The following is a 24,742-nucleotide window of genomic DNA, read 5'->3' on the forward strand; positions in this document are numbered from 1 at the left end:
TCAATTTTTTATGAAAATCTGTATATATGTCATTTAAGTTGAATTATTTATATTATTTTTTGAGAATAGAGCCTTATTCATATGTCTCCTAAAACCCCTGATACTCGTGAATCTGAACGTAAACGCACTGCTGCTATTTCGCCCCGTCCTCGTTACAGGTTTTGGCGGATATTGATTGGGTCAATTACTGGATTGCTCTTACTGGTCCTTGTTGGCGGAGGGCTTGCGGTATGGATTAAATATCAAAGCGCAGTCAAAGGGTTGCCAACTATTGAGGGTCTGCGGGATTATTCCCCACCTGTGATGAGTAGAATTTATTCAAACGACGATCAGGTTGTGGCAGAGCTGGCCTCTGAACGTCGGTTATTTGTGCCGATTGCAGCCATTCCTCAAAAAGTTAAAGATGCTTTTATTTCAACAGAAGATAAAAATTTCTATACACATGGTGGCGTGGATCCAATGGCGATTGGGCGTGCTTTGGTGCAAGACGTGTTTCGTGTTCATGGCAAGCGCTTGGTGGGGGCATCGACGATTACTCAACAAGTTGCAAGAAACATGTTGCTAAATAATGATCGTAAGTTGGAACGAAAAATCAAAGAAGCCATTTTGGCGATGCGTATTGAACAATCTTTGACCAAAGACCAAATTCTCGAAATCTATTTAAATGAAATTTACCTAGGCGCTGGTGCTTATGGGGTGGCAGCAGCAGCACAGATTTATTTTCATAAAAATTTAGATCAATTAACAACGGCAGAAGCGGCATATTTAGGTGGATTACCTAAATCGCCTTATAATTATGATTTGTTCCGTAAGCCAGAGGCAGCAAAGCAACGACGTAATTTTGTATTAAGTCGTATGGCGGAAACAGGTGCGATTACTCAGGAAGAAAAGGTTCAAGCCCAAAATGAACCAATCTCATCAAAAAGTATCAGTGGTCGTCGGGGACCCTTAGCAGGAACTGAATGGTATGCGGAGGCTGTTCGTCGTGATTTGATTGATCGTTACGGTCTTGAAAAAACTATGCAGGGTGGATTGGAAGTTCATACCAGTCTCAATTTACAAAATCAGGCGCTGGCAACCAAATTAATGCGTCAAGCCTTAATGAAATATGATCGGAATCACGGTTGGCGTGGTGCGGTCGCACATCTTGGGGCGGATGCTGTTGCGGATTGGGCAGAGAACTTAAAGAAACAAAAAGCGCCTGGTGGTATGTTGCCAAATTGGCGTTTGGCAATGGTATTAAATGCAAAAACAGGTGAAGTGGGCTGGGTGTTTGGTGGAGGGCGTGCAACCCATCAAGCAACCATTTTATCCAAAAGCCTATCTTGGTCGAAACGTAAACCATTAAAAGATGGTGATATCGTGATGGTTGAGCCTCAGTCAGAGGGTAATCAAGTTGAACTTTGTCAGATTCCTTTGATCGAAGGGGCATTGGTTTCGTTGGATGTCAGAACGGGACGCGTTTTGGCGATGTTTGGCGGTTGGTCTTTTGCAGAATCTCAGTTTAATAGAGCAACTCAAGCTCAACGCCAACCTGGTTCTTCTTTTAAACCGATTGTGTACTTGGCAGCGATGGAAAAAGGGATTTTACCGTCTCAGATCTTTATGGATTCGCCGTTTTCCGTGGGGGATTGGCATCCGAACAATTATGAAAAGAATTTCTGGGGGCCTACAGCGCTACATAATGGGTTAAGATATTCTCGTAACTTGGTGACTATTCGTTTGGCTGCACAGATTGGTATGGATGCCGTTGCTAATTTATCAATTGCACTGGGTGAAGTTGATTCAATGCCAAAAGTATTGCCTGCTGTTTTGGGTGCGGTTGAAACGACGGTTTTACGTCATGCTGGAGCATATGCCAGCATTGCTGCGGGTGGTGTAGTTGTTCATCCAACGACGGTTGATTATATTCAGGATCGCAATGGTAAGGTCATTTGGCGTTCTGATGGGTTTGCAGCGAATAATGTAAATGATCCTAATCATTTACCAACTCTTACCGATAATCGTAAACGGGTCGTATCAGAGCAGAGTTCTTACCAAATTATTACCATGATGGAAGATGTAATGCGTCGTGGAACAGGTTTTTCTTCTAGCAAAGGGATCGATACGCCGATTGCTGGGAAAACAGGAACCTCTCAGAATTTTAACGATGCATGGTTTGCAGGTTTCTCGCCTGACGTTGTGACGATTGTTTGGTTTGGATTTGATACACCAAAAACCCTTGGAAGAGGGATGGCCGGTGGGATTTTGGCAGGGCCCGTCTGGAATGCGTATATGAAAGATGTATTACCAACTTATCCAAAAAGAGATTTCATCAGACCATCAGGAATTGTTATGGCAAGTTATAGCACCAGCAAAGGAATGGTAACCGATGCGTTTAAAACGGATCAAAAACCAGGCGACAGCATTAATCTAAGTCCAGGAGCGGCGACGGGCACATTAAGTGCTGCTGATACGGGTGCTGAAAATGTTCCTGATTCCGAAGAAAACATGGGAGCTGGATATTCTGGGGATTACGTGAATGAAGGAGGAGCGATTAAACCGAAAACAACCCCATCATCAGGAGGGGGAGAGGATATTGGAATGGGTGGTTTGTACTAAACAGACTTGAATTCATTTCAAAAAGTTGATAGTAATATTAAGAAGCATTTGCAATTGGAAGTTAAAAGGGTATGTCTACAGAGAGTGAGGCCATTCATCAAGTGATTGAGCAGTCGTTAGAGCTGCTGAGGAGGCATCTTTGACTGGGATGTTGCGTTGGATCGACTTGCGGAACTGAATCATCAAATCGAAGACCCTAATTTGTGGGATGATGCGGATAATGCGCAAAAGATTATGCAAGAGAGAACTTATCTTGCTAATCAGGTTGAGTTGGTGCGGAAGTTAGAACAAGATTGTCAAGATAATCTTGAGATGATTGAGTTGGCTGAAATTGAAAGCGATCAGGCCATTATTGATGATGCTTTGAATAATTTAAAAGCATTGGAAAAAGAGGTAAAGCGTCTTGAGATCGAAAGCCTTCTATCTGGTGAAGCAGATCGCAATGATTGTTATATAGAGGTCAATTCTGGTGCAGGCGGAACTGAAGCTCAAGATTGGGCAGAAATGTTGTTGCGTATGTATACACGTTGGGCTGAGCAACGTGGCTATAAAGTGACTTTTATGGAAAGTACGCAAGGGGAAACGGCTGGGATTAAATCAGCTACATTGCAAATCAGTGGTATTAATGCCTATGGCTGGTTGAAATCAGAAGCAGGGGTGCATCGTTTGGTGCGTATTTCACCGTTTGATTCTGCGAAACGTCGTCATACCTCATTTGCTTCTGTATGGGTATATCCTGTGATTGATGATTCAATACAGATTGATATCAACGAATCAGATTTGAAGGTAGATACATATCGTGCTTCTGGTGCTGGTGGACAGCATATTAACAAGACAGAGTCTGCTATTCGAATTACGCATATGCCAACAGGAATTGTCGTAGCATGTCAAACAGACCGTTCACAACATCGTAACCGTGCCACGGCAATGGAAATGTTAAAAGCACGTATGTACGAAGCTGAGTTGAAGAAAAGAGAAGAGGCCGCTGCTCAAACAGAAGCAGGAAAAACAGATATTGGTTGGGGACATCAAATTCGTTCGTATGTTTTGGCACCTTATCAGTTGGTTAAAGATTTGCGTACAGAGGTGGAGAAAACAAATCCGCAAGCTGTATTGGATGGGGATTTGGATGAATTTATGGCAGCAGCTTTAGCATTACGGGTTGGGGCAACACGTTCAGAAGCCAGTGCTCAGGCATCGTAAATAAAACAAAAATTGGGTGGATTATGGGTTTATACAGAATAGGAAGTATTCATTGATGGTCAGTTTGAATGAGCGTCATCCTGTTGAGCATGTTATTGGCTTCATCGGAGTTGTTATTTTTCACCTCTTGGTGATATGGCTTTTGGTGGTGTTTTTATCAACCCCTAAAAAGGAACAAGCTGAAACGCTTCCTGTACAGGTTCAAGTTATTGATGTTGCTTCTTCTGCTTCATCTTCAGCATCAGCGCAACCGCCAGCCCCTGAAATGATTGTGCCACCGCCTCCTGAAATTGAACCACCCCCAATTAATACAGAGGCACCACCCAAACCCAAGCCTCCTCCGGTGGTAAAGAAAAGACAGGTTAAAAAACGTCCTCCTGTTACGCCACCTGCACATAGTCAGCCAGCTTCTCAACCTGAGGCAACTTCTGGTTCCATGGCAGGAACGCAAGGTCAAGGTCAATCAAACGCAGGTTTGGGTAAGCCTGACCGTAGTGCAGGTAGTCGTCCGTTGAACGGGGCGCAGATTGAGTATCCACCTGATATGGAGGCGGCTCAAAAAGAAGGACGGGTTATTTTATCTTGTGATGTAGAGACCGATGGTTCAACCAGTAATTGTCATGTGATTAGTTCCTCTGGGGGCATGTCATTTACAAAGGCTGCTTTGAAATACGTCAATAGTGCTCGATATCGTCCTGCAACTAAGAATGGTGCGCCTGTTAAAGAATTAGGTCATCGTTATACCATTAACTTTAGATTATAAGGGTATTACTTTTATTGGCAGAGTTATATCATCTTTTACAAATGTTCTTTTCAGCATTATTATTTTTGCTGAGTTGTTTAGGGTCGCTGGGTCAATTTTTATATCCTTGGGCCAATAAAACAGAACAAGAAGTGAAAAGAACGAACATAGGGGCAATAACGCACGCAGCAGGCAGTCGTCCTCTCAATGGTGCTCAACCTCAATATCCAGTGGATATGCTGGGGGATCACAAAGAAGGAAAGGTGATATTGTCTTGTGATGTAGAAGTGACAGGAAAGCCCGTCGATTGTCAGATAACGCAAAGCAGTGGATATAAAGCATTTGATATGGCTGCGTTACGGTATATGATGTACGCTTTATTTGATCCAGCGATGCGAGATGGTATTCCTGTTAAGGAATATAAACATCGTTATGTTGTTGATTTTAAATTAGGTCAATAAGCAATATGTTACAAAGAATGATTAATTTAATTGTGCTATATGAGAACATACAAAAGTTGCGAAACATGTCCTCTAACACAGCAAATGCAAAAAAATATACTTTTTGGGGTCGTAAAATGTCAAAAAAACACTCAGCAAATCAAAGTAAGTTGACTGCTTCTTCTGACTCAATGAAAAACGAAGGCATTGAGGAGAACCCGTTTGCTTTGTAGTGCAAAATTGTTCAGAAAGACTGTCAAAAGAGATGATGGTTTTTTTGCCAGTAAACTAACCCGAAATATTTTAAGGTATATTTACTTAAAATTTGTTTTGCGTTTGATGCTTGTCATCTCACGAAATCTTGTTTGCAAGTTTCTTTCTGAAATGCGTTTTCGTTTTTGTTAGTCCATCGAATATAAAGACTAGATTATCTTTGAACCAGTTTGCTTTTTTGTTTTGTTGAGGAATATTTTTAAATTATGAGTAAGCGTTATCACTTTGTTCGTTATGTTGCTCCTGTTGCTTTTACATTGGCAATGGCGGTGGCTGCTAATCAAACAACTATGGCACAACAACCTAATCAACCAGCCCCCACTCAGCCGTCTCCTGCTGCACCAGCAGCCCCATCAGCAGCACAACCTGCTGCTGCGCCAGCCCCTGAGCAACAACCTGTATCTGCGATGCCTACTGCTGGGGATCAGGTTAAATCTGCTGAAAATCCTTATGGATTAAAAGCATTATGGACAGGCGGGGATATCGTTTCTCGGGTTACTTTATTGATTTTGGCAATTATGTCCATTGGCAGTTGGTATGTAATTGTTATTAAAATTATTGCACAAAATCGTGTTGCGGGTGCGTATAAAGAAGTCAACCGCAAAAAATTCTGGCAACAAAAGAATTTGCAACAAAGTGCAGAAACGTTGAGTACGCAATCTGCATATCGTTATATTACTGAAAATGGTATTGAGGCAGCTCAACATCACAAAGGTGCTTTGCAAGATTCAATTGATTTATATAGTTGGGTTTCAATGAGCTTGCACCGTGCATTGGATCATATCCAAGGTCGTTTACAAAGTGGATTAGCTTTTCTTGGAACAGTGGGATCAACAGCACCATTTGTTGGATTATTTGGAACCGTTTGGGGAATTCATCACGCATTATCAGCCATCAGCATTGCGGGCCAAGCAACCTTGGATAAAGTAGCAGGACCCGTAGGTGAAGCATTGATTATGACCGCAATTGGGTTGGCAACCGCTGTGCCAGCAGTGTTGGGATATAACTTTTTAGTGCGTCGTAACAAAGTGGTGATGGATCAAGCACGCAATTTCACTGCAGACGTTCAATGTGTGTTAATTGGTGGCAATCCTCAAAATAAAAATCCAGCAACGAAAGAAAGTGACGCTGCATGAGTATTCACATAGGTGGTCCTCGCGGTGGTGGGGATTATGGGGGAATGGGAGGAGAGGAAAACGAAGTTGTTTCCGAAATTAACACAACCCCTCTAGTAGATATTATGTTGGTTTTGTTGATTATTTTCCTAATCACAATCCCAGTCGCAACGCACTCGGTACAAGTTAACCTTCCTGAGCGGATGAGCCATATGACGATTGTCAAGCAAGGCAATATAGTATTGGCAGTTGATGGGCAGGGGAAAATGTTTTGGGATGAACAACCGATTTCTGACATCAGCACATTAAATACGAAGCTTGCTGAAATTGCTGCGTTAAGACCGCAACCTCAAATTCAAATTCGTGGGGATATCAATGCGCGTTATGAATTTGTGGGGAAAGTCGTCGAAGCTTGCCAACAAGCTGGGATCAGACGTGTTGACTTTATCACGCAACCACCAAAGCCAAATTAGAGAGCATTAATGATGAATAATAATACATTAAGAACTCGACAAATGCGCCGCCTTGCTATGCAAAAAAGCACAGAAGAGGAAGAAGTGATTGTTGATATCAACACGACCCCTTTGATTGACGTGATGTTGGTGCTGTTGGTAATGCTGATTATTACCATTCCTTTGCAAACACAATCTGTGCAACTTGCGTTGGGTAGTGGTGATCCTGTTCAAGCAGAGCCTCCACCAAGCCTGACGGTTGGCATTGATTTTGATAATACGATTTCATTTGATAATCAGAATGTTGCCAACGAAGATGCTTTGCAACAGAAATTCAAAGAAATCGCAGCACTTCCAGATCAACCAACAATTTTTATTAAACCCAATAGATTGGCAAGCTATAAAACCGTTGCCATCATCATGGCGGATGCTCAGCGATTGGGTATCAAAAAAATTGGGATTATGGGACAAAACTAAGACGGGATAAAGACGATGAAGCAATCAGCTTGGATGCGTAAATTACTAGTAGCAACTTTTTTGACTTCTGGGATCAGTATTGGTGCCATGACACTGCACGCTAAAGATGTTGTCAGTAATCAAATGGCCGTGCCTTTGAAAAAAGCTGAACAATTGATGAAGCAAGGGAAATATGCTCAAGCTGATGAAGCGATTAAAGAAGCACAAGCAATCTCTAATACGACCCCTTATGAACGCGACATTATCACGCAGCTTCAAATTGCTTCGGCAGTTAAACAAAACAAAGTTGATGCTGCGCTGGCGGGGTATACGCATTTATTATCTTCATCTCGTTTGACCAAAGCGCAGCGTATTCAAACAATCATGGCGCAAGCCAGCCTGGCTTATCGTTCCAGAAAATATCCTGAAACCATTCAATATATTCATAGTTATTTCAAAGAGGGTGGCGATAATACCCATATGCAGACATTGTTGATTCAGTCTTATTTTTTAAATAATGATTATAAATCTGCTTTGGCTGAACAACAAAAACAAATTGATGCAGAGCTTAAAAAAGGTTCTGTTCCAGCGGAAACACAATGGCAATTTATGGTGAATTGCCAACAAAAATTAGGTGACAAAGATGGCATGCGTAATAGTTATGTCCAGCTAGCAACGCATTATCCTAAACCTAAATATTGGTCGCATGTCATGAATTCGTTGGTTTCAACTAAAGGCATGAAGCCCGCTGTTGAATTCGAAGTATGGCAGTTCAGAGCCAAGGCAGGGTTGTTAACAGCAGCCGATCAATATATTACCATGGCTGAAATTGCTATTCAAGCAGGCTACCCTTATGCTGCAAGGCAAGTAATGGCTCAGATCCACAGTCAAAACCTGTTCGGTGCTAGCGATCAAAAACGTGTATTACGTTTTGAGGATTATGTTGGAAAGATTACAGCAAAAGCAAAAGCTGATTATGCCGCACAGCTTGCTCAAGCAGAAAAAGATACTTCTGGTGATGCTTTATTTGCATTAGGTTATGACCAGTTCTGGAACGGACAAGTGACAGAAGGTCCAAAATTAATGCAACAAGCATTGTCCAAACCTATTACAGATCGTAATTTGGCATTATTGCAAACGGCTATTGTTCAACAAAATATTGGGCAAAAAACCAAAGCAATTCAGCTTTTGAAATCGATAAAAGGGACTGGCGTTCCAGCAGAGCTGGCAGGTTTGTGGTTGATGAAATTAGAAGCTAAGTAAGATTTAAAATCTTTTATTACTAAGTAATTCTGCTGATATTATTTCATAAGTTAAATTTCAATAGGAACGATCTTTCAATATTGTGATTTGATCGTTCTTTGAGGAATGAAATAAGCTAATTAATATCTATTAAACATATTAATTGAGTGTGAAAGTAATATGATGCCATGAATTCAGCTGTTCTTTCTGATGCGTTACCTAGTTATCGAAAAGTCCTGACGTTAATAGGGGCAATAATTGTTCAATTGGCTTTGGGGTCTGCATATACATGGAGTTTATTTAATAGCTCTATTGCGCATCATTTAGGCGTTGATGTTTTCAAAGTGGCAATCACCTTTGGATTATTCTGTTTAAGTCTATCCTTAGCATCGTCTCAGGCTGCATATTTACAAAAAAAGATTGGCGTCCGTTATACGACTATTATCGCAGCGATTTTGATGTTTTCAGGATTATTTATTGCTTCGCAATCCACCAGTTTATTCGGAATATATATTGGTGCAGGGATTATTATGGGACTGGCGGAAGGTGCCGTCTATTTAATGATTATTACCAATTGTGTTAAAATGTTCCCAGAGAGAAAAGGGGTCATTGCGTCTTTGTCCATTGGGGCTTATGGTCTTGGGGGGGTGATTTTTAAATATGTTAATCATCATCTTTTGACTGTATATGGGCTGGAATATGCTTTTTTCTTGTGGGGTGGTATTGTTTTTACATTAATGATTGTGCCAGCTTTTTTTATGGTTGATTCTCCTGAGCAGGCTAAAAATACGGCTAAACGGTTAAGGGAAGTATTGGTTTTTAAATCCTATTGGGGGTTTTGGACAATTTTTCTGATTACCTCTATGACGGGAATATATATTATTGGTGCTGCCAAAGATATTGGCGAGCAAATGGCGCATCTTGATGCAAATATGGCAGCAAATGCCGTTGCGGTATTAACGTTTTTTAATTTATGTGGTCGTTTGGTCATCGGTAGTGCCTCAGATAAAATTGGCACCTTATTATCTTTAAAAATTTGCCAAATATTGCTGTGTATTGGAGTTGCTATTATCTGTTATCCAGTTTTAAACATGATATTGTTTTTTATTGCGGTGGCTTGTATTGCGTTCTCTTTTGGGGGGACAATTGCAGTTTATCCTCCATTGATTGGTGATTTTTTCGGACTTGAAGGGGTTACCAAAAATTACGGCTTTATCTATTTAGGATTTGGCTTTGGCAGTGTTGCAGGAACGATCATTTCTTTTATTTGCAATGGCTTTGAACGGACGATTCCTGTTTTGTTAGTTTTTATGGTGATCGCAGTGATTATCGTGATGTTTACGAAGAATAAGCGCTATTCTGTAGAGTGATGCTCTGTGTTGAGTGAACAAGAGTTGATTATTTATCTGGAAAAGCATAAAAGAAATGTCTATCTATTAATATATACATAGCCGATATAGAGCATTAAGGACTCTTGAATCAGAATGATCCATACCGAAGAAACCCCAAATCTGAATGCATTAAAATTTATTTTGGGGCGAACTATTTTGCAAGAACAGCAAGCAATTGAGTTCACAGATAAAGAGAGTGCTGCTTGTGCGCCTTTGGCACAGTCATTGTTTGATATTGAAGGGGTTCAAAGAATTTTTTTTGGTTCTGATTTCTTGGTGGTGACAAAAGATAATTCTGTTGATTGGAAAACCTTAAAAGGGTCAGTTGTTTCCATGATTATGGAATTTATTTTAATGCATAAGACCATGATTAAAATGGATCCTGTGTTATCTGGTGCTTCTGAGATGGAAATTGGGGTCGAAGATCAAGAGATTGTAGAGAAAATCAAAGATATTCTTGACGATGAAATCAGACCTGCTGTGGCTCGTGATGGTGGGGATATTATTTTTCACGGTTACAAAGACGGCAGCGTTTATCTGAGAATGCAAGGTGCTTGCCAAGGATGTCCATCTTCTGCGTTAACATTAAAACATGGTGTAGAAACAATTTTGCGCCGTCATTTGCCTGATCTTGTATCTGTTGAAAAAGTTGACTTTTAAAAAAGAGATTTTCAAATGAACCCTTTGCCAGAGGAATCTTTGCGTCAATTATTTGAAGACGCCAGAACACCTAAATCTTGGTCGAATAAAGAAATAGATCCTGCTTTATTAACGCAGCTTTATAATCTGGTAAAGTTGGCACCGACCTCTGGCAATTGTCAACCCGCACGTTTTGCATTTGTGACGCACGTGGTCAGCAAAGAAAAATTACGTTCTGCATTATCTGCGGGTAATGTTGATCATGCATTAAACGCGCCAGTCATTGCTATTGTTGCGCACGATCCTTTATTTTATGAAGAGTTACCTACATTATATCCCGAAGCAGAGCTGCGTTCTTGGTATGCCGAGGATATTCCTTTTGCTGAAGAGACAGCTTTTCGTAACTCAACATTGCAAGGCGGATATTTAATCTTGGCAGCCAGAGCATTGGGTCTTGATGTATGGCCTATGTCAGGGTTCGATAACTCGATGGTCGATACGTTATTTTTTGAAGAACAAGGCTGGCATTCTAATTTTTTAATTTGTTTGGGATATGCTCAGAAAGAGCAACCATCTGAACGATTGCCTCGTCTTGACTTTCAAGACGCATGTTTGATGTTATAAGATGATGAGCGATTGTAAAACGATTTTAGTCATGAACGGTGCCTCCTCTTCTGAAACAGCACCTAATTATATTGCGATTGTTCAAAAGAATAACTCGAAATATTCTGTTCTTGCCGAAGAAAAAACAACTCTTAAAGGTGGGCCTGAACGTTTTCCAACTTATTTTCAGTCATTTATTGAACAAAATATTCTGAAACCAGATCAAATAGATCTGATTGCGGTGATGGTAGGGCCTGGGTCATTTACAGGTTTGCGAGCATCGATTGCGTTTGCGTCAGGGATGCAGGTTGGTTTAGGATGCCCTGCTGTTGGATTAAGACGCGGCGAAGTATTATTTCCGTTTTTATCGGATTATACATCTTCTCAACTAATCTGGCATATCACCCAAGCACGACGAGGACGGGTTTTTGTGGAGACTAATCAGTCTGCACAAGTGATTGCTTATAATAATGATGAGATTCTTTTTCCTGATGAGCCTTTTTTTATCACCGGAGAAGCTGTTTCAAGTATAGAAGACAAGCTGCCAAGCCATGCACAAAGATTGATGGATGTGAATGAATCAGATGCATTGATGATGGCAAAAATAGCCGATCAATATAATAACACAAATCATATTTCGAATCCGATATGTCCTTTATACGTTGATGCGCCCGAGGCTAAATTGCCCCAAAAAGGGTTGAGGAAAGCCCCGATTTGAAATGACTATCGAATTTTTAAGCCATATTGGTGAAGAATTAGCAGTAGAATTATCGTTGATACACATGGCAGCTTTTCCAGAAAAGCAAGGATGGAAAGGGAGAGATATTCATGAGCTGTTAGAAATCTCTTTTCATCATCTGGTTGTTGATTATGACGCAAGCAACCAAGTCAATGGATTTTTACTTTATTCTTTGATATTGGATGAAGCAGAAATTTTGACTTTTTGCGTCGATCCTGTAAAACAACATCAAGGAGTAGGAACAACTCTTTTGAACGTATTTTTCACTAACATGAGAGAAAAACAGGTTAAGATAGTGTTGTTAGATGTTGCCGAAAATAATCTTGCGGCGGTGAATTTATATTATCGGTTGGGTTTTTCTTTGAATGGAAGACGTTCAAATTATTATGAAAATAAAATTGATGCGTTGTTAATGTCTGTGTCCCTATAATGGTCATCAAGGACATGAATAAATAATTTGTTGTTTAAAAGTTATTTTCTGTTTATCTTAAAAAAAAGTAAAATTTATAAAATATCATTTGCATTATGTGTATTTTATAAGCAATTTTAGAAAAAGTTTTTATTAATTAGTAAATTGGTTTCTATGACACGTGAAAATAAAGATATTTTATCCCATATAGAACGTTTATGTATTGAAAAAGGATTGAAAATGACGGGGCAACGGCGTGTTATTGCACGCGTTCTGTCACAATCCCACGATCATCCAGATGTAGAGGAACTGTATCGCAGAGCCTCTCGTCTTGATGATAATATTTCAGTGGCAACCGTGTATCGTACGGTGCGTCTGCTTGAGGAAAAAGGCATCTTAGAAAAACATGATTTCGGTGGTGGCAGAGCCAGATACGAGGTCACGGAACAAGGAACCCATTATCATCTTATTGATGTGGATACTGGAAAAGTCATTGAATTCGAAGATCCAGAGCATGTCAAATTGGTGCAACAGATGGCCAAAAAATTAGGATTTGATTTATTACAGCATCGCCTAGAGCTATTTGCACGTCGTATTCAAGAAAAATAAAAGCTAAGGAAAAGGGAATTGGTTGTGGTGACAGAAGAAAAGTCCACGAATAATTTGTTAGAATTGAATTTACGACGTGATGAACATGTTGAATTGCGCGCTGGAAATTTGGGCGTACGTTTGGCTAAAAATGATGAAGAGCGTGATGCAGCCAGAGCATTAAGATATCGAATTTTTTACGAAGAAATGGGGGCAATCCCCAGTGAACAAGCAGTTCGAACAAAGCGTGATTTTGATGATTTTGATCAATATGCTGATTATTTGTTGGTGCTTGATTACGATCAAAGCACTGTGATGGATCAAGTTGTTGGAACTTATCGTCTATTACCACAAGAAAAAGCGGATTTAGCAGGCAAATTTTATAGTGCAGGCGAGTATGATTTAACGGCTTTGCAAGAATATCCTGGTCGATTATTAGAAGTTGGACGCTCTTGTATTGATGCCAACTATCGTGGGCGTGTGGCAATGCAGCTCTTGTGGGAAGGCATTGCGTTATACATTTTCATCCATCGTATTGATATTTTATTTGGTTGTGCCAGCTTATCAGGAACCAATCTAGCCGATCATGCAGAAAGTTTGACTTATTTGTATCATGCCCATCTTGCCCCCCCAGCATTAAGAGTAACAGCTGTTCCAGAAAGACGTGTTGAAATGGTGCATATGGATCCGCACAAATTAAATCACCGTCATGCGTTGGTTAAGTTACCCCCGTTAATTAAGGGTTATTTACGGTTGGGTGGCTATGTGGGTGACGGCGCGGTCATTGATGAACAATTTAATACCACCGATGTTGCCATTATCGTCAAAACTGAATTATTTGCTGATAAATATTATCGTCATTATGAACGTCGTTTACGTGATGCGTTGGAAATAACTTAATAAAGTGCACCGCATGATGAACCAAGCCTTAAATGATGAATGCACGTGTTATTTTGAATAAATTGATTGAATTAACGGGATTTAAAGCGGTTTTACTGGTCATAGGAATAGGGGGATTGTCTTCATTAGCCTTCCCGCCAACCTATTGTATTCCAATCTTGTTATTCACATTTCCATTATTGCTTTTAAGAATAGATCAAGCCACAAGCTGGAAAAAAGCGTTCGCTCAAGGATATTGGTTTGGATTTGGGTTACATACGGTTGGTTTGTCTTGGTTGGTTAATGCGATCTTAATCAGAGCTCAAGATTTCTGGTGGCTGGTTCCTATCGTTTCCCCTTTATGTGCAATTTTATTGGCGTTTTGGACGGGATTGGTCGGGGCGTTATATTATTGGATACGTCCCAGCGGATGGCGAAAGATCTTTGTGTTTGCGGGATTATGGACCTTATGTGATATGTCGAGGGCGATTTTGCTCTCGCCGTCTTGGTGGAATCCTGTATTAACAGGATTTCCTTGGAATCCTTTGGGAAGTGCTTGGGAGATCCCTGGTTATGTAGGGGATATATTGATCCAACCTGCGGCATGGGTTGGGGTGGATGGATTGACTTTATTCACTGTTTTGCTGGTTTTGTTACCTATTTACGGGCGTAAAGGCTGGGTTTCTCTGATTGTCGCAATGATTTGCTGGGTTGGAGCAGGATGGGTCAGGCTTTCTCCAGCGCCTGTTGCTCAACAAGACACGCCGATCGTTGCTTTAATTCAAGGAAATATTGCTGAGGACGACAAAATTAACAACACCGATCCTCGTCGTATTTTTCAAAACTACTTGTCTTTGACAGAAGAGGGAATGCAAAAAGCATTACAACTTCAAAAGCAACAGGCCATTCCCAACCGCCCTGTGTTATTCGCATGGCCAGAAAGCTCTTTTCCTGGCGATATAGCGTATGATTCAATGGCAAGGGCAGTTCTGATGCAGCAAGCAAAAGGCGCTGTTGCAGGGATATTAGGTGCCATTACACGTGACGAGCAAGGGCATATTCATAATAGCCTAGTTGTTTTAAAACCAGAAGATGGCGCAATTATTGCTCAATATGACAAAGCAAAGCTGGTGCCTTTTGGGGAATCTCAACCTTGGTATATACCGTTCCATATCGTTCCAGGATCACCATTAACTCCAGGTAAAGGCGTGGAAACGATACCGCTTGCTGGGGTCAGTTCGTTTGGACCTTTGATTTGTTACGAGGTTATTTTTTCAGGACAAGTTATTGACTCATCGCATCGACCAAAATGGTTGTTGAATTTAACCAATGATGCGTGGTATGGGAATTCAGCTGGGCCACGCCAACATTTAGCCGCAGTAAGATTACGGGCAGTAGAGGAAGGAATTCCAATCGTTCGTGTGGCGAATACTGGTATTTCTGCGGTTTTTGATCCTTATGGTCGTGAAATAGTACGGATTGGTTGGGGGATACGGGCTGATAAGGCTGTTGCTTTACCTGGTTCTTTGTCTGGGACGCTCTTTTCTCATGTTGGGCGGTGGATTCCGTTTATCATTTCGATGATTTATGTTCTATTTGGGATTATTTTTCCTAATCATAAAAAGAGAATGCTTCCTACAACAGAGGCATAATCTGTATTTTTTAAATAATATGTATATGTGAGTTCAATTTTTGTGACTTTAGCGTGGATAAAAAACTTCAAGCTGTTTCCGTTGAATAAATTTAAATCATATTCATGGTTATATGCGCCCCCTAAGGAAGCAATTTATTTTACATTAAGAACGCTTCTTGCCTCTTATTTGGCTTTGGCGATTGCCTTATGGATGCAATTAGATAGTCCAAAATGGGCGATGATGACGGTTTGGATTGTTGCCCAAACTTCACCAGGGGAAACAATTTCCAAATCAAGGTGGCGGGTTGTTGGTACTTTGGTTGGGGTCAGTATGGCCATTTTGATGGCGGCTTCTTTTCCCCAACAGCCTGTTTTATTTGGGATTACGATTGCGATTTGGATGGGGTGTTGCTGCTGGATCGCAAGTTTAATACGTAATTCTAGCTCTTATGGGGTTGTGTTAGCTGGATATACGTGTGCCCTAATTGGATTAAGTACAGCCAGTGATCCTGATGGTGTTTTTATGATGGCAATGTCAAGAGGGAGCTATATCCTTCTTGGGGTATTGTGCCAGACCTTTATAGAGCGTATTTTTGCCCTAAACATGCGTGAAAAAAGCCAGAAAAGCTTGTATAATAGTCTCTCTTTAGCTGTTTCAGGATCGCTTACGGTGATCGGCGAGGTACTGAAAGGGGATTATCAAGCCGCTTTTAAGGTGCAAAAGATTTTTGCCGCAGTTTCCGCCTTTCAAACCAGTGTCGAATTTCGTAAAGAAGAATTAATGAGAGATGATCGTACAATCGATCATGTGTACGCACTTTTATCATCGGTAAGTGTGGTTTTGACGCGTCTTATTAATTTAACAATCTATATGAATCATTTCCCTAAAGACGCGCAATTTCAGGGTCTTATTGACAAGATTCAAAATTATTTAGATCAGCTTATTATTTCTGTTAAACAAGATAAAAATTTCAAAGATCATTTAAAATTATTAAGCCAGTTGCGATGGGATTGTCGGCAAATTATATCGGATTATATTTATCAAGATGCCAATACGATCCAAAATAATAGTAACTCAGCAAGTTTGTTAGAACCACGTATTTTATATCGTTCTTTAAGTGAATTATTGGGTGAAATTGAGGTTGTGATTTTGCAATATCACAATGCGATCAATCCCAATCCAAAAGATAAATTTAGATTTTCTTTGCCTCCATTATATAATTTTAAATTAGCATGGGGGAATCTATTACGTGTTTTTATTGCAGTAATCGTGGCTTGTTTTTTATGGGAGATTACAGCTTGGAACGAGCTGCCCAGTGCTATTGGGTTATTATGTGTTGCGTGTGGACGGTTATGTTTATTTGAAAATGCCTATAAAATGTGTATTGGATTTTTCAAAGGCGTTGTGGTTTGTGTATTAGTTGCGTGGGTAATTGATATCACATTAATGCCATTGGCTAACTCAATAGAGATGGTTTATTTAATGCTATTTATTCCTTTGTTTTTTGGTGGGCTGGCTATCTATCATTTGCCAACGCGGGGAACTGGGATGAGTTTTGCAATTTTCCTTCCGTTTATGGTTATCGTGAGCAATCAAAGCAGGATGGATGAGGTAACTTTTTTAAATACCAGCTTAGCCGTGATTTGCGGGGTAGGTTTATCGGCAATGGCTTTTCGGTTTATTGCCCCTTATTCGCCGCAAAAAGTCAGGCTCGAAATCCGTTCTCGTATGTTACATAGTATTCGCGATTTAACAACGGTTCAGCATAACCCTAATCACCGTCGCTGGTTGGCATCAACAATGGATTGGTTTGTGTCTTTAATGCGTCAATTTGATCCTGTGAATGAAAAAGAATTAATCCAAGAATATAATCATGGGGCATTGGCGGTGATGTCAATTGGGTTAAATATTATGGAATTACGCAGTATGATTGAACATGATGTGTTGCCTGAAGATATCAAAAATGAATTAAGAGTGGTGATACGTCGTATTCAGCATTTCCAAGGAGGGCGCTTGGGACGGACGGTATTAATTATTAAAAGTGCTGTACGTCGATTAAGAGCCAGAGAAGGAAAAGAAAAAAATCTTGCGAAACGGTTGGAAATAACGGCAGCGATTGCGTATTTAATTTTAATTTTCTTTGCATTAGACAAAAATGCCGCTTTTCTTAACCCTTCGTATCGTTTATATAATCTGGATTAAATCAAGCTATTAGTATTCAAAAAATTGATAACAAAGATCATTATATTATTTTAAAATACTCGTAATCTCGTATATACAATTTTTTAATGATGATTTTAAATAATCATTATTAAATACGATTAGGCATTTTCGTCCATGGTTTTAAGTAAGTCGTTTTTTGAACCGTTCCGGTGGCTATATGCCCCTCAAAAAACGGCGATTATTTTTGCTTTTCGTACGCTGCTTGCGACTTATATTGCTCTTGTGATTGCATTGTGGATGGAAATGGACAGTCCACGCTGGGCGATTATGGCGGTCTGGATTGTGGCGCAGAACTCCTCTCGCGGAGAGGTCTTGTCCAAAGCCTATTGGATTATTGTTGGCAATATCACGGGTATTATTGTTGCGCTATGTATTATGGGCAGCTTCCCTCAACAACCTTTGCTATTTGAATTATCGGTTGCATTATGGGTGGCGTTTTGTTGTTGGGTTGCCAGCTGCACACGTAATTTCCGGGCGTTAGGCATGGTGATGGCAGGCTATAGTTGCGCCATTGTGTTATTTTCATCGGTCAGCGATCCCAATGATACCTTTATGATTGCGATGTCCCGGGGAAGCTATTTTATCTTGGGGATATTAGCAGAGAATTTTACAGCCCGTTTATTTGATTTGAATTTACACCATCAAGCGCATAAAAAACTAAATGAAGATTTACAAAACGCCGTTGAAGAAGCCATTCAATCTGTTTCGAAAATGTTGGACGGTGACGCTTGGGCAGTGGCACAATCGGATCAGTTATTATCGGCAATGATTGGTCTGAATAATAATATTGAATTCAGAGAGCAAGAGATGAAAGGCACGGGGCATACAGGTGATCATGCTCGCGCTGTTTTGGCGTCCGTTTCTGGGCTATTGGTGAAAGCAACGGGTTTTTCCATTCATCTTAAGCAAATTCAAACAGATGTTCTGAATTTTCATTATATTGTGCCATTAACGCAAAATTATTTATTAAAATTACGAGAGCAATTAAAAACAGGAGGATCATTATCAGAAACGTTAAGGGCCTTAAATGCGTTGCGCTGGGAATGTCGTCAGCGCATTGCAGATAGTTTTTATAAAAATTTGGAGCAATATCAAACAACCAGTGACGATTATGCACGCAGAAGTTTAAATGATCGCATTTTATATCAAAGTTTACGAGAGATTTTGGCGGAATTAGAAGTGACTTTGCGTGAATTAAGTAAAAGTCGAGATTTTAATTTGCATGATAAATTCAGATTTGAGGTCAAATCAAATCTTGATTTTAAAAGAGCATGGAGAAACGCAATCCGTGCTTTTTTTGCGATTGCGTTAGGATGTTTTGCATGGGAAGTAACGGGCTGGGATAGAGGCTATTTATTCTTAGCATTTTTATGCATGGGATGTGCACGTTTCTGTTTATTTGAAAATGCAACTTTGGCATGTTTGGGATGGTTCAAGGGGGCTTGTATTGCGATTATTGTCGGTGGTTTTTATAATTTTATTATTATGCCTGCCGTCAGTAACCTTAACTTTCTATTTATATTGATGATAATTCCTTTGGGGATCGGGGCGTTGGCGATGTGTGTTCCACGCCTTGCACCCGTTGCGTCGACATATACATTTTTCTTTTGTTATATGCTGGGGTTTGCAAATGAAGGGCGTGTGGATGAAATCTCTTTTTTAAATAACGCATTGGCTGTGTTAATGAGCGGTGTGTTTGCGTTGGCATCTTATCGGTTATTTTTTCCTTATCGTGCCAGAAAGCTCAGGCGGCAAATGAGGATGAAGTTATTGCGCGGATTGCATCAATTGGCACAGGCTTCATCTTTGCCATTGGCCAGAGAATGGGTTGGCTTTGTCTCTGAATCGTTTGTAGTGTTAATGCGTCAATTAAACGAAGATCGCAACACGACATTGGTAAAAACCTATCGGCATGGCAGTATGGCGGTGATGTTAATTGGCATTAATATTATTCGCCTGCGCCACATGGTAAAACACGATATTATGACAGAAGATATCAAGGATATCTTAAGGGTCGTGTTACGTCGGATTGCTGCTTTTGATGGTCGTCGTGCTGAATATGCCCAACATGCTCGAACTGTCATGATTGCGCATCGTGCGATTACACGTTTCAGACAACGTGAAGCAACGGAGAAAAATTTGGCTGTGCGTGTTGAAGTCAGTGCTGCGATTTCATCGTTGATTTTAATTGCGTATGCTTTGGATAAAAACGCTTCTTTTTTAAGAATTAAGAAACATTAATGATAGTTTAAAGGATTAACTGTTTAATGACACAAGACCAACAACAATTCAAACATTATCAAGAAAAGGCTGAACAGGGAGATGCAGACGCGTTATTTGCGTTGGGATGTATGTATGACAATGGTGATGGAACAGAACAAGATTATGCACTGGCTAGAACTTATTATGAACAAGCTGTGCAAAAAGGGCATATCAAAGCATTAACTCATTTAGGCACACTTTATTTGCAAGGTGCAGGGATAGAACAAGATTTTCATCAAGCCAAAGATTATTATCAACGTGCAGCGCAACAAGGTGCTTCAGAGGCTCAATATAATTTAGGATTGATGTATTTCAAAGGCGAGGGGGTTGAACAAAATTACGAAAAGGCTGCTGATTATTTTCATCAAGCCGCAGAGCAAGGGGATATAGATTCTCAATTCTATTTGGGGCTAATATATGAAAATGGTGCTGGTGTAGAACATAATATCCAAAAAGCGATCGAATATTATCAACGCGCTGCCGATCAAGGAGATACCGAAGCCCAATATAATTTGGGTATGATATATTTTACGGGCAATGATGAGATTTCACAGGATATTCCAAAGGCAATAGACTATTTTACCGCAGCAGCAGACAATGGCAATGCGAATGCTCAATTTTACTTGGGATTAAAATATCATTTAGGCGATGGTGTAGATGAGGATTTTAACAAAGCTGTTGCTTATTATGAACAAGCAGCCTCTCAAGGGCATGTAAACGCTTTGTTCAGTTTGGGTGGAATGTATTATTTTGCTGAAGGAGTGGCGCAAGATTATCCAAAAGCAATTGCTTATTACGAACAGGCTTCCGACCAAGGAAATGCTTATGCACAATTTAACCTTGGTGAAATATATGAATATGGAAATGGCGCAGAACAAGATATTGCCAAAGCCAAGAAATATTATGAACAATCTTGTGCGAATGGTTACGAGCAAGCATGTGATAAATTGCATCAAGTGTCATGACTGGATGATTGAATTGTGTAGGGAAATTTGTTTCGATTCAAATTTCTATCAAGATAAATACTTCAAAATTATAAGGTAAGGCTTGTTGAGGAATAATGGGTATCTGGAAATATAAATATTTCATCGTTACAACTGTAATATTGTCAATGATTTACTCTTTGAACAGTTTTGCTGATTCAACCGTGATATCCTCTTTAATGAATGCACAAACACAAAATCAGATCGATAAAGCGGATATAATCACTCACTTTACCGACAGGATTTATTACCCTGATATCAAAAGTGATGGCATAGACTGTAAGGAAGTAGGAAAAAATTACTCAATGAACGGTGATGCCAATAGTTTGTATCATTTGGCGCAATTATCTTTTATGGGTTGTCAGGCTCCATCGGATACAAAGCTTGCGCTGGTTTTTTATGAGCAATCTGCCAAACAAGGCAGTAAAGACGCCGCTGCGATGTTGAAATTAATCGACCAACAAGGGGCGAGCATTGCTCAATCTTTGTTAATGACGGTTCAGCATATTCAAAATCAAGCCCATCAAGGTAATGCCAAAGCCCAATATCAACTGGCGATGTTATCTCTTTATAATCATCATTTGCAAACCAGTATGGATTGGTTGGAAAAATCTGCACGACAAGGATATCTACCCGCACAATATCAATTAGGAAATTTTTATTTTATAGGGATTACTGGTCGTGCTGATTCTGCCAAAGGGGTAGAGGTATGGGAAAAAATTGCTGCCACCAACCCAGTTAATCAAGATCATGCTGTAAAACAAGCAATCATTGATGCGAATGTCATGTTAGGTCAAATCTATTTTGCTGGTCGAGATGGCATTGCGACAGATCTCAAACGTTCTTTTCATTATTATGAACAAGCAGCCGAACTTGGAAATAAAGAGGCCATGCATTATATTGCGATGATGTATCAGCAAGGAAAAGGTGTAGAAAAAAATCTTGAACAATCTCAACTATGGTTTGAGAAGTCGAAACAATATTAAAATGAAAAAGGTATATTTTTTTGTATGGATGATTGTTGGCGTGTTATTTGTCAATGATAGTGGCATTGCTAAAGAGATATCGTTAACCAGCCAATGGCATCTTTATTACAATTCTCGTTTTCATTACCAAATATGTTACCCACCCATGATGATTCCACAAGGTGAGTCTAATAATGGTGATGGCCAGCTATTTATTGCCAAGGATGGAGCCAGCATACGCGTTTATGGTTCATATCGTTTAGATCAGGATTTTAAAAAAATTGTTACTGAAATCAGTCAATGGGTGGCGGGTGGCAATGGACGAATAACATATCGTTCATATCATCCTCAGTGGGCGGTGGTCAGTGGTTATGATAAAGAGGGAAAGGTATTTTATACGAAATTGTTGAAAGGCACAGAGGATCGAATAATGGTTGTGGTTTTGACATATTCAGCAAAATTGAAATTCATTTATAATCCTTTATCTGCAACAATAGCATCTTGTCTGAAAAATACAGAATAAACGAATAAATAACGTAGAATGTTTTATTTACCACAAAATTCGATTTTTTACCTAATTTGATGGAATAGACTTTGAATTTGGCAACATTTTAGTAAGATGCATTTTTAATTCCGTTTATATGAGTAAGGCTGATTTAAGTGCGTTTTAGCAGAGTAATATCGTTAGATTTTTTATCATTTGAAAATTGGCGTTGGTTATTTTGTCCTTCTAAAGTAGCTATTATTTTCGTATTTAGAACCATTCTAGCCTCTTATGCTGCGCTGGCGATTGCTTTGTGGATGGAAATGGATAGCCCACGTTGGGCGATTATGTCTGTTTGGGTCGTGGCACAAAATTCCTCTCGGGGTGAGATATTATCCAAAGCCTATTGGGTTATTTTGGGGAATATTGTTGGCATTATTGCTGTTTTATGTATTATGTCCAGTTTTCCACAACAGCCTTTATTATTTGAATTAACGGTTGCTCTATGGGTCTCCGTTTGTTGTTGGTTTGCAAGTTGTACGAGACATTTCCTATCTTTTGGTTGGTCAATGGCGGGGTTCAGTTGCGCGATTGTGTTATTTGCTTCGGTGAAAGACCCAGACACAACATTCATGATGGCAATGTCGAGAGGCAGCTATTTTATTCTTGGTATTTTCATTGAGAATTTAGTGGCTCGTCTGTTTGAGGTGAATTTACATCATTATGCGCATCAAAAACTGAATAGTGATCTTAAAAAAGCGGTCGAAGGTGCATTGACTTCGGTATTGCATATTGTTCAGGGAAAGAATTGGGCAGCGGCACAATCCGATCATATGTTAACTTCGATCATTTCTTTGAATCATAATGTGGAATTCCGTGAAATAGAGCTGAAAGGTACAGGTCATACAGGCGATCATGCTCGTGCTACATTATCTTTGGTGTCTTCTTTGTTGGTCAAAGCAATGGGATTTTCAATTTACCTAAAAGAAATGAAAAATCAATTACAACAATTTAATCAAATCCTACCGCAGGCTGAAAGCACAATACAGTTCATTATAAAAGGATTAAAAACAAACGAAGATTTAAAAATTTTATTAGCAAGTATTAATAAATTGCGGTGGGAATGTAGGCAAAAAATCTCTGACAGCTTTTATCGCGATGTTAGAAATTCCCAAGAGATTGATACTAGCTATACGCAAAAATCTTTGAATGATCGTATTTTATATCAAAATTTGCGTGAAATCTTGGCAGAATTAGAAAGCACTTTGCTTGAGCTATATAAAAGTCAAGATACCAGTTTGCAGGATAATTTTAAATTCTCTGTAAAATTTCCACCCGATTATAAACGTGCCGCACGAAATGCGATCAGAGCTTTTGTCACCATTACGATTGGTTGCTTATTATGGGAGATTACAGGATGGAGTAATGCCACCGTGTTCTTGGCATTTTTATGTATGGGTTGCTCGCGTTTTTGTGTGTTTGATAATATTATCGTAGCTTGTGTGGGATGGTTCAAAGGAATATGTATTGCGATCATCGTGGCATTTTTCTTTAATATGTTCATTATGCCAATGATTACTTCTTTTGAAATTTTATGTTTGATTTTATTACCCCCTTTGGTAATTGGTGCATTGGCGATGTGCACGCCAAAATATGCGCCGATTGCGGGTGGCTATATGTTCTTTTTTTGTTATTTACTGGGGTTTGAAAATAGTGGCAGGGTTAATGAATCTGCATTCTTAAATGATGCAATGGCATTATTTATCAGCGGTTTGGTGGCGCTCATTGCTTATCGAATTATATTTCCATATCATGGACGTAGACTTAAACATCAAATGCGCCAAAAATTGCTCGATGGGTTACATAATCTGGCAAATAAAAGTAAGCCATATTCGCCCAGAGAATGGATTAATTTTGTATCTGGTAATTTTACGATTTTAATGCGGCAATTAGGGATTGATAAAATCGTTCCAACGGCCAATACTTACCGTCATGGCAGTATGGCAGTGATGTTGATTGGGATTTGTGTTATTCGTCTGCGAACGATGATAGAAAATGACATTATTACTCAGGATATTCGTAATGTATTACGCGTTGTATTACGCCGTGTAGCAAAGTTTCAGGGACACAAAGCACGATATGGGCAACATGCACGTACAGTTATCATTGCGTATCGTGCAATAAAGAAATTTCGTCAACGTGAGGCAATAGAGAAGAATTTAGCTGTTCGTATGGAACTGAGTGTAGCAATTTCTGTGTTGATATTAATGACCTATGCATTGGATAAAGATGCATCTTTTTTACGTGTCAAATCATACAGATCGTTATTTTATTAAAATTCACTAATTTTATTTTAAATAATTGTTTGAAGATCAAATAAAAAAGGAATAACTTAGGCAAGTTTTTATTTTCATTTAAA

Annotated in this window: 23 protein-coding genes; all 23 read left to right on the plus strand. The window is 39.6% G+C overall.

What is annotated here, in order from left to right; all coding sequences use genetic code 11:
- The first annotated feature begins 81 nt into the window (after nt 1–81).
- The 23 genes from PQG52_RS09410 (at nt 82) to PQG52_RS09520 (ending at nt 24,659) form a co-directional block, all read left to right on the plus strand.
- Nucleotides 82–2,601 (plus strand): penicillin-binding protein 1A, encoded by a 2,520-nt coding sequence (locus tag PQG52_RS09410; protein WP_271829204.1) that lies wholly within the window; start codon nt 82–84, stop codon nt 2,599–2,601.
- A 71-nt stretch (nt 2,602–2,672) separates the two neighbouring features.
- Nucleotides 2,673–3,804 (plus strand): peptide chain release factor 2 gene (prfB, locus tag PQG52_RS09415; protein WP_271829205.1). Its coding sequence is split into 2 segments (ribosomal slippage): nt 2,673–2,741 and nt 2,743–3,804, totalling 1,131 coding nucleotides; the frame shifts between segments, so codons are not numbered across the junction.
- 55 nt (nt 3,805–3,859) lie between these two features.
- Entirely contained in the window at nt 3,860–4,567 is a 708-nt protein-coding gene (locus PQG52_RS09420; protein WP_271829207.1) for an energy transducer TonB, read from the plus strand.
- A gap of 14 nt (nt 4,568–4,581) precedes the next feature.
- Complete coding sequence (locus PQG52_RS09425; RefSeq protein ID WP_271829209.1) at nt 4,582–5,007, plus strand: energy transducer TonB; 426 nt, start codon at nt 4,582–4,584, stop codon at nt 5,005–5,007.
- A 65-nt stretch (nt 5,008–5,072) separates the two neighbouring features.
- Nucleotides 5,073–5,219 carry a hypothetical protein gene (locus PQG52_RS09430; RefSeq protein ID WP_271790150.1) on the plus strand — a complete coding sequence of 49 codons (147 nt, stop codon included), beginning with the start codon at nt 5,073–5,075 and terminating at the stop codon, nt 5,217–5,219.
- A 246-nt stretch (nt 5,220–5,465) separates the two neighbouring features.
- Nucleotides 5,466–6,395, plus strand: coding sequence for a MotA/TolQ/ExbB proton channel family protein (locus tag PQG52_RS09435; RefSeq protein ID WP_271829211.1), 930 nt, complete (start codon nt 5,466–5,468; stop codon nt 6,393–6,395).
- Complete coding sequence (locus tag PQG52_RS09440) at nt 6,392–6,847, plus strand: ExbD/TolR family protein (protein WP_271829213.1); 456 nt, start codon at nt 6,392–6,394, stop codon at nt 6,845–6,847. Before PQG52_RS09435 ends, PQG52_RS09440 begins: the two co-directional genes overlap by 4 nt.
- Nucleotides 6,848–6,859: 12 nt before the next feature.
- A complete protein-coding gene (locus tag PQG52_RS09445; RefSeq protein WP_271829290.1) occupies nt 6,860–7,303 on the plus strand; it encodes an ExbD/TolR family protein in 444 nt (147 codons plus the stop codon).
- Nucleotides 7,304–7,318: 15 nt separating this feature from the next.
- The gene (locus PQG52_RS09450) at nt 7,319–8,545 is read left to right on the plus strand and encodes a tetratricopeptide repeat protein (protein WP_271829215.1); all 1,227 of its coding nucleotides are present in this window, start codon (nt 7,319–7,321) and stop codon (nt 8,543–8,545) included.
- Nucleotides 8,546–8,712: 167 nt separating this feature from the next.
- Nucleotides 8,713–9,894: an MFS transporter gene (locus PQG52_RS09455; RefSeq protein WP_271829216.1), complete on the plus strand. Its 1,182-nt coding sequence runs from the start codon at nt 8,713–8,715 to the stop codon at nt 9,892–9,894.
- Nucleotides 9,895–10,008: 114 nt separating this feature from the next.
- Nucleotides 10,009–10,575 carry a NifU family protein gene (locus PQG52_RS09460; protein WP_271829218.1) on the plus strand — a complete coding sequence of 189 codons (567 nt, stop codon included), beginning with the start codon at nt 10,009–10,011 and terminating at the stop codon, nt 10,573–10,575.
- Nucleotides 10,576–10,590: 15 nt separating this feature from the next.
- On the plus strand, nt 10,591–11,178 hold the full coding sequence (locus PQG52_RS09465; protein WP_271829220.1) for a malonic semialdehyde reductase: 588 nt from the start codon (nt 10,591–10,593) through the stop codon (nt 11,176–11,178).
- A 1-nt stretch (nt 11,179) separates the two neighbouring features.
- A complete protein-coding gene (gene tsaB, locus PQG52_RS09470) occupies nt 11,180–11,875 on the plus strand; it encodes a tRNA (adenosine(37)-N6)-threonylcarbamoyltransferase complex dimerization subunit type 1 TsaB (protein ID WP_271829221.1) in 696 nt (231 codons plus the stop codon).
- Between the two features lies 1 nt (nt 11,876).
- On the plus strand, nt 11,877–12,326 hold the full coding sequence (gene rimI / locus PQG52_RS09475) for a ribosomal protein S18-alanine N-acetyltransferase (RefSeq protein ID WP_271829222.1): 450 nt from the start codon (nt 11,877–11,879) through the stop codon (nt 12,324–12,326).
- Between the two features lie 153 nt (nt 12,327–12,479).
- Entirely contained in the window at nt 12,480–12,914 is a 435-nt protein-coding gene (locus PQG52_RS09480; protein WP_271790141.1) for a Fur family transcriptional regulator, read from the plus strand.
- 27 nt (nt 12,915–12,941) lie between these two features.
- Nucleotides 12,942–13,793, plus strand: a complete 852-nt coding sequence (locus PQG52_RS09485) for a GNAT family N-acetyltransferase (protein ID WP_271790140.1) — start codon at nt 12,942–12,944, stop codon at nt 13,791–13,793.
- Between the two features lie 32 nt (nt 13,794–13,825).
- Nucleotides 13,826–15,424, plus strand: a complete 1,599-nt coding sequence (gene lnt / locus PQG52_RS09490; RefSeq protein WP_271829223.1) for an apolipoprotein N-acyltransferase — start codon at nt 13,826–13,828, stop codon at nt 15,422–15,424.
- 81 nt (nt 15,425–15,505) lie between these two features.
- Entirely contained in the window at nt 15,506–17,608 is a 2,103-nt protein-coding gene (locus tag PQG52_RS09495; protein ID WP_271829224.1) for an FUSC family protein, read from the plus strand.
- A gap of 135 nt (nt 17,609–17,743) precedes the next feature.
- Nucleotides 17,744–19,870: an FUSC family protein gene (locus tag PQG52_RS09500; protein WP_271829225.1), complete on the plus strand. Its 2,127-nt coding sequence runs from the start codon at nt 17,744–17,746 to the stop codon at nt 19,868–19,870.
- 26 nt (nt 19,871–19,896) lie between these two features.
- Nucleotides 19,897–20,856 carry a tetratricopeptide repeat protein gene (locus PQG52_RS09505; protein WP_271829226.1) on the plus strand — a complete coding sequence of 320 codons (960 nt, stop codon included), beginning with the start codon at nt 19,897–19,899 and terminating at the stop codon, nt 20,854–20,856.
- 95 nt (nt 20,857–20,951) lie between these two features.
- Nucleotides 20,952–21,860, plus strand: coding sequence for a tetratricopeptide repeat protein (locus tag PQG52_RS09510; RefSeq protein WP_271829227.1), 909 nt, complete (start codon nt 20,952–20,954; stop codon nt 21,858–21,860).
- Nucleotide 21,861: 1 nt separating this feature from the next.
- Nucleotides 21,862–22,362 carry a hypothetical protein gene (locus PQG52_RS09515; protein ID WP_271829228.1) on the plus strand — a complete coding sequence of 167 codons (501 nt, stop codon included), beginning with the start codon at nt 21,862–21,864 and terminating at the stop codon, nt 22,360–22,362.
- Nucleotides 22,363–22,499: 137 nt separating this feature from the next.
- Nucleotides 22,500–24,659, plus strand: coding sequence for an FUSC family protein (locus tag PQG52_RS09520; RefSeq protein ID WP_271829229.1), 2,160 nt, complete (start codon nt 22,500–22,502; stop codon nt 24,657–24,659).
- The last annotated feature ends 83 nt before the right edge of the window (nt 24,660–24,742 follow it).

The sequence above is a fragment of the Commensalibacter communis genome (genome assembly GCF_947179105.1).
Classification (GTDB): domain Bacteria; phylum Pseudomonadota; class Alphaproteobacteria; order Acetobacterales; family Acetobacteraceae; genus Commensalibacter; species Commensalibacter communis.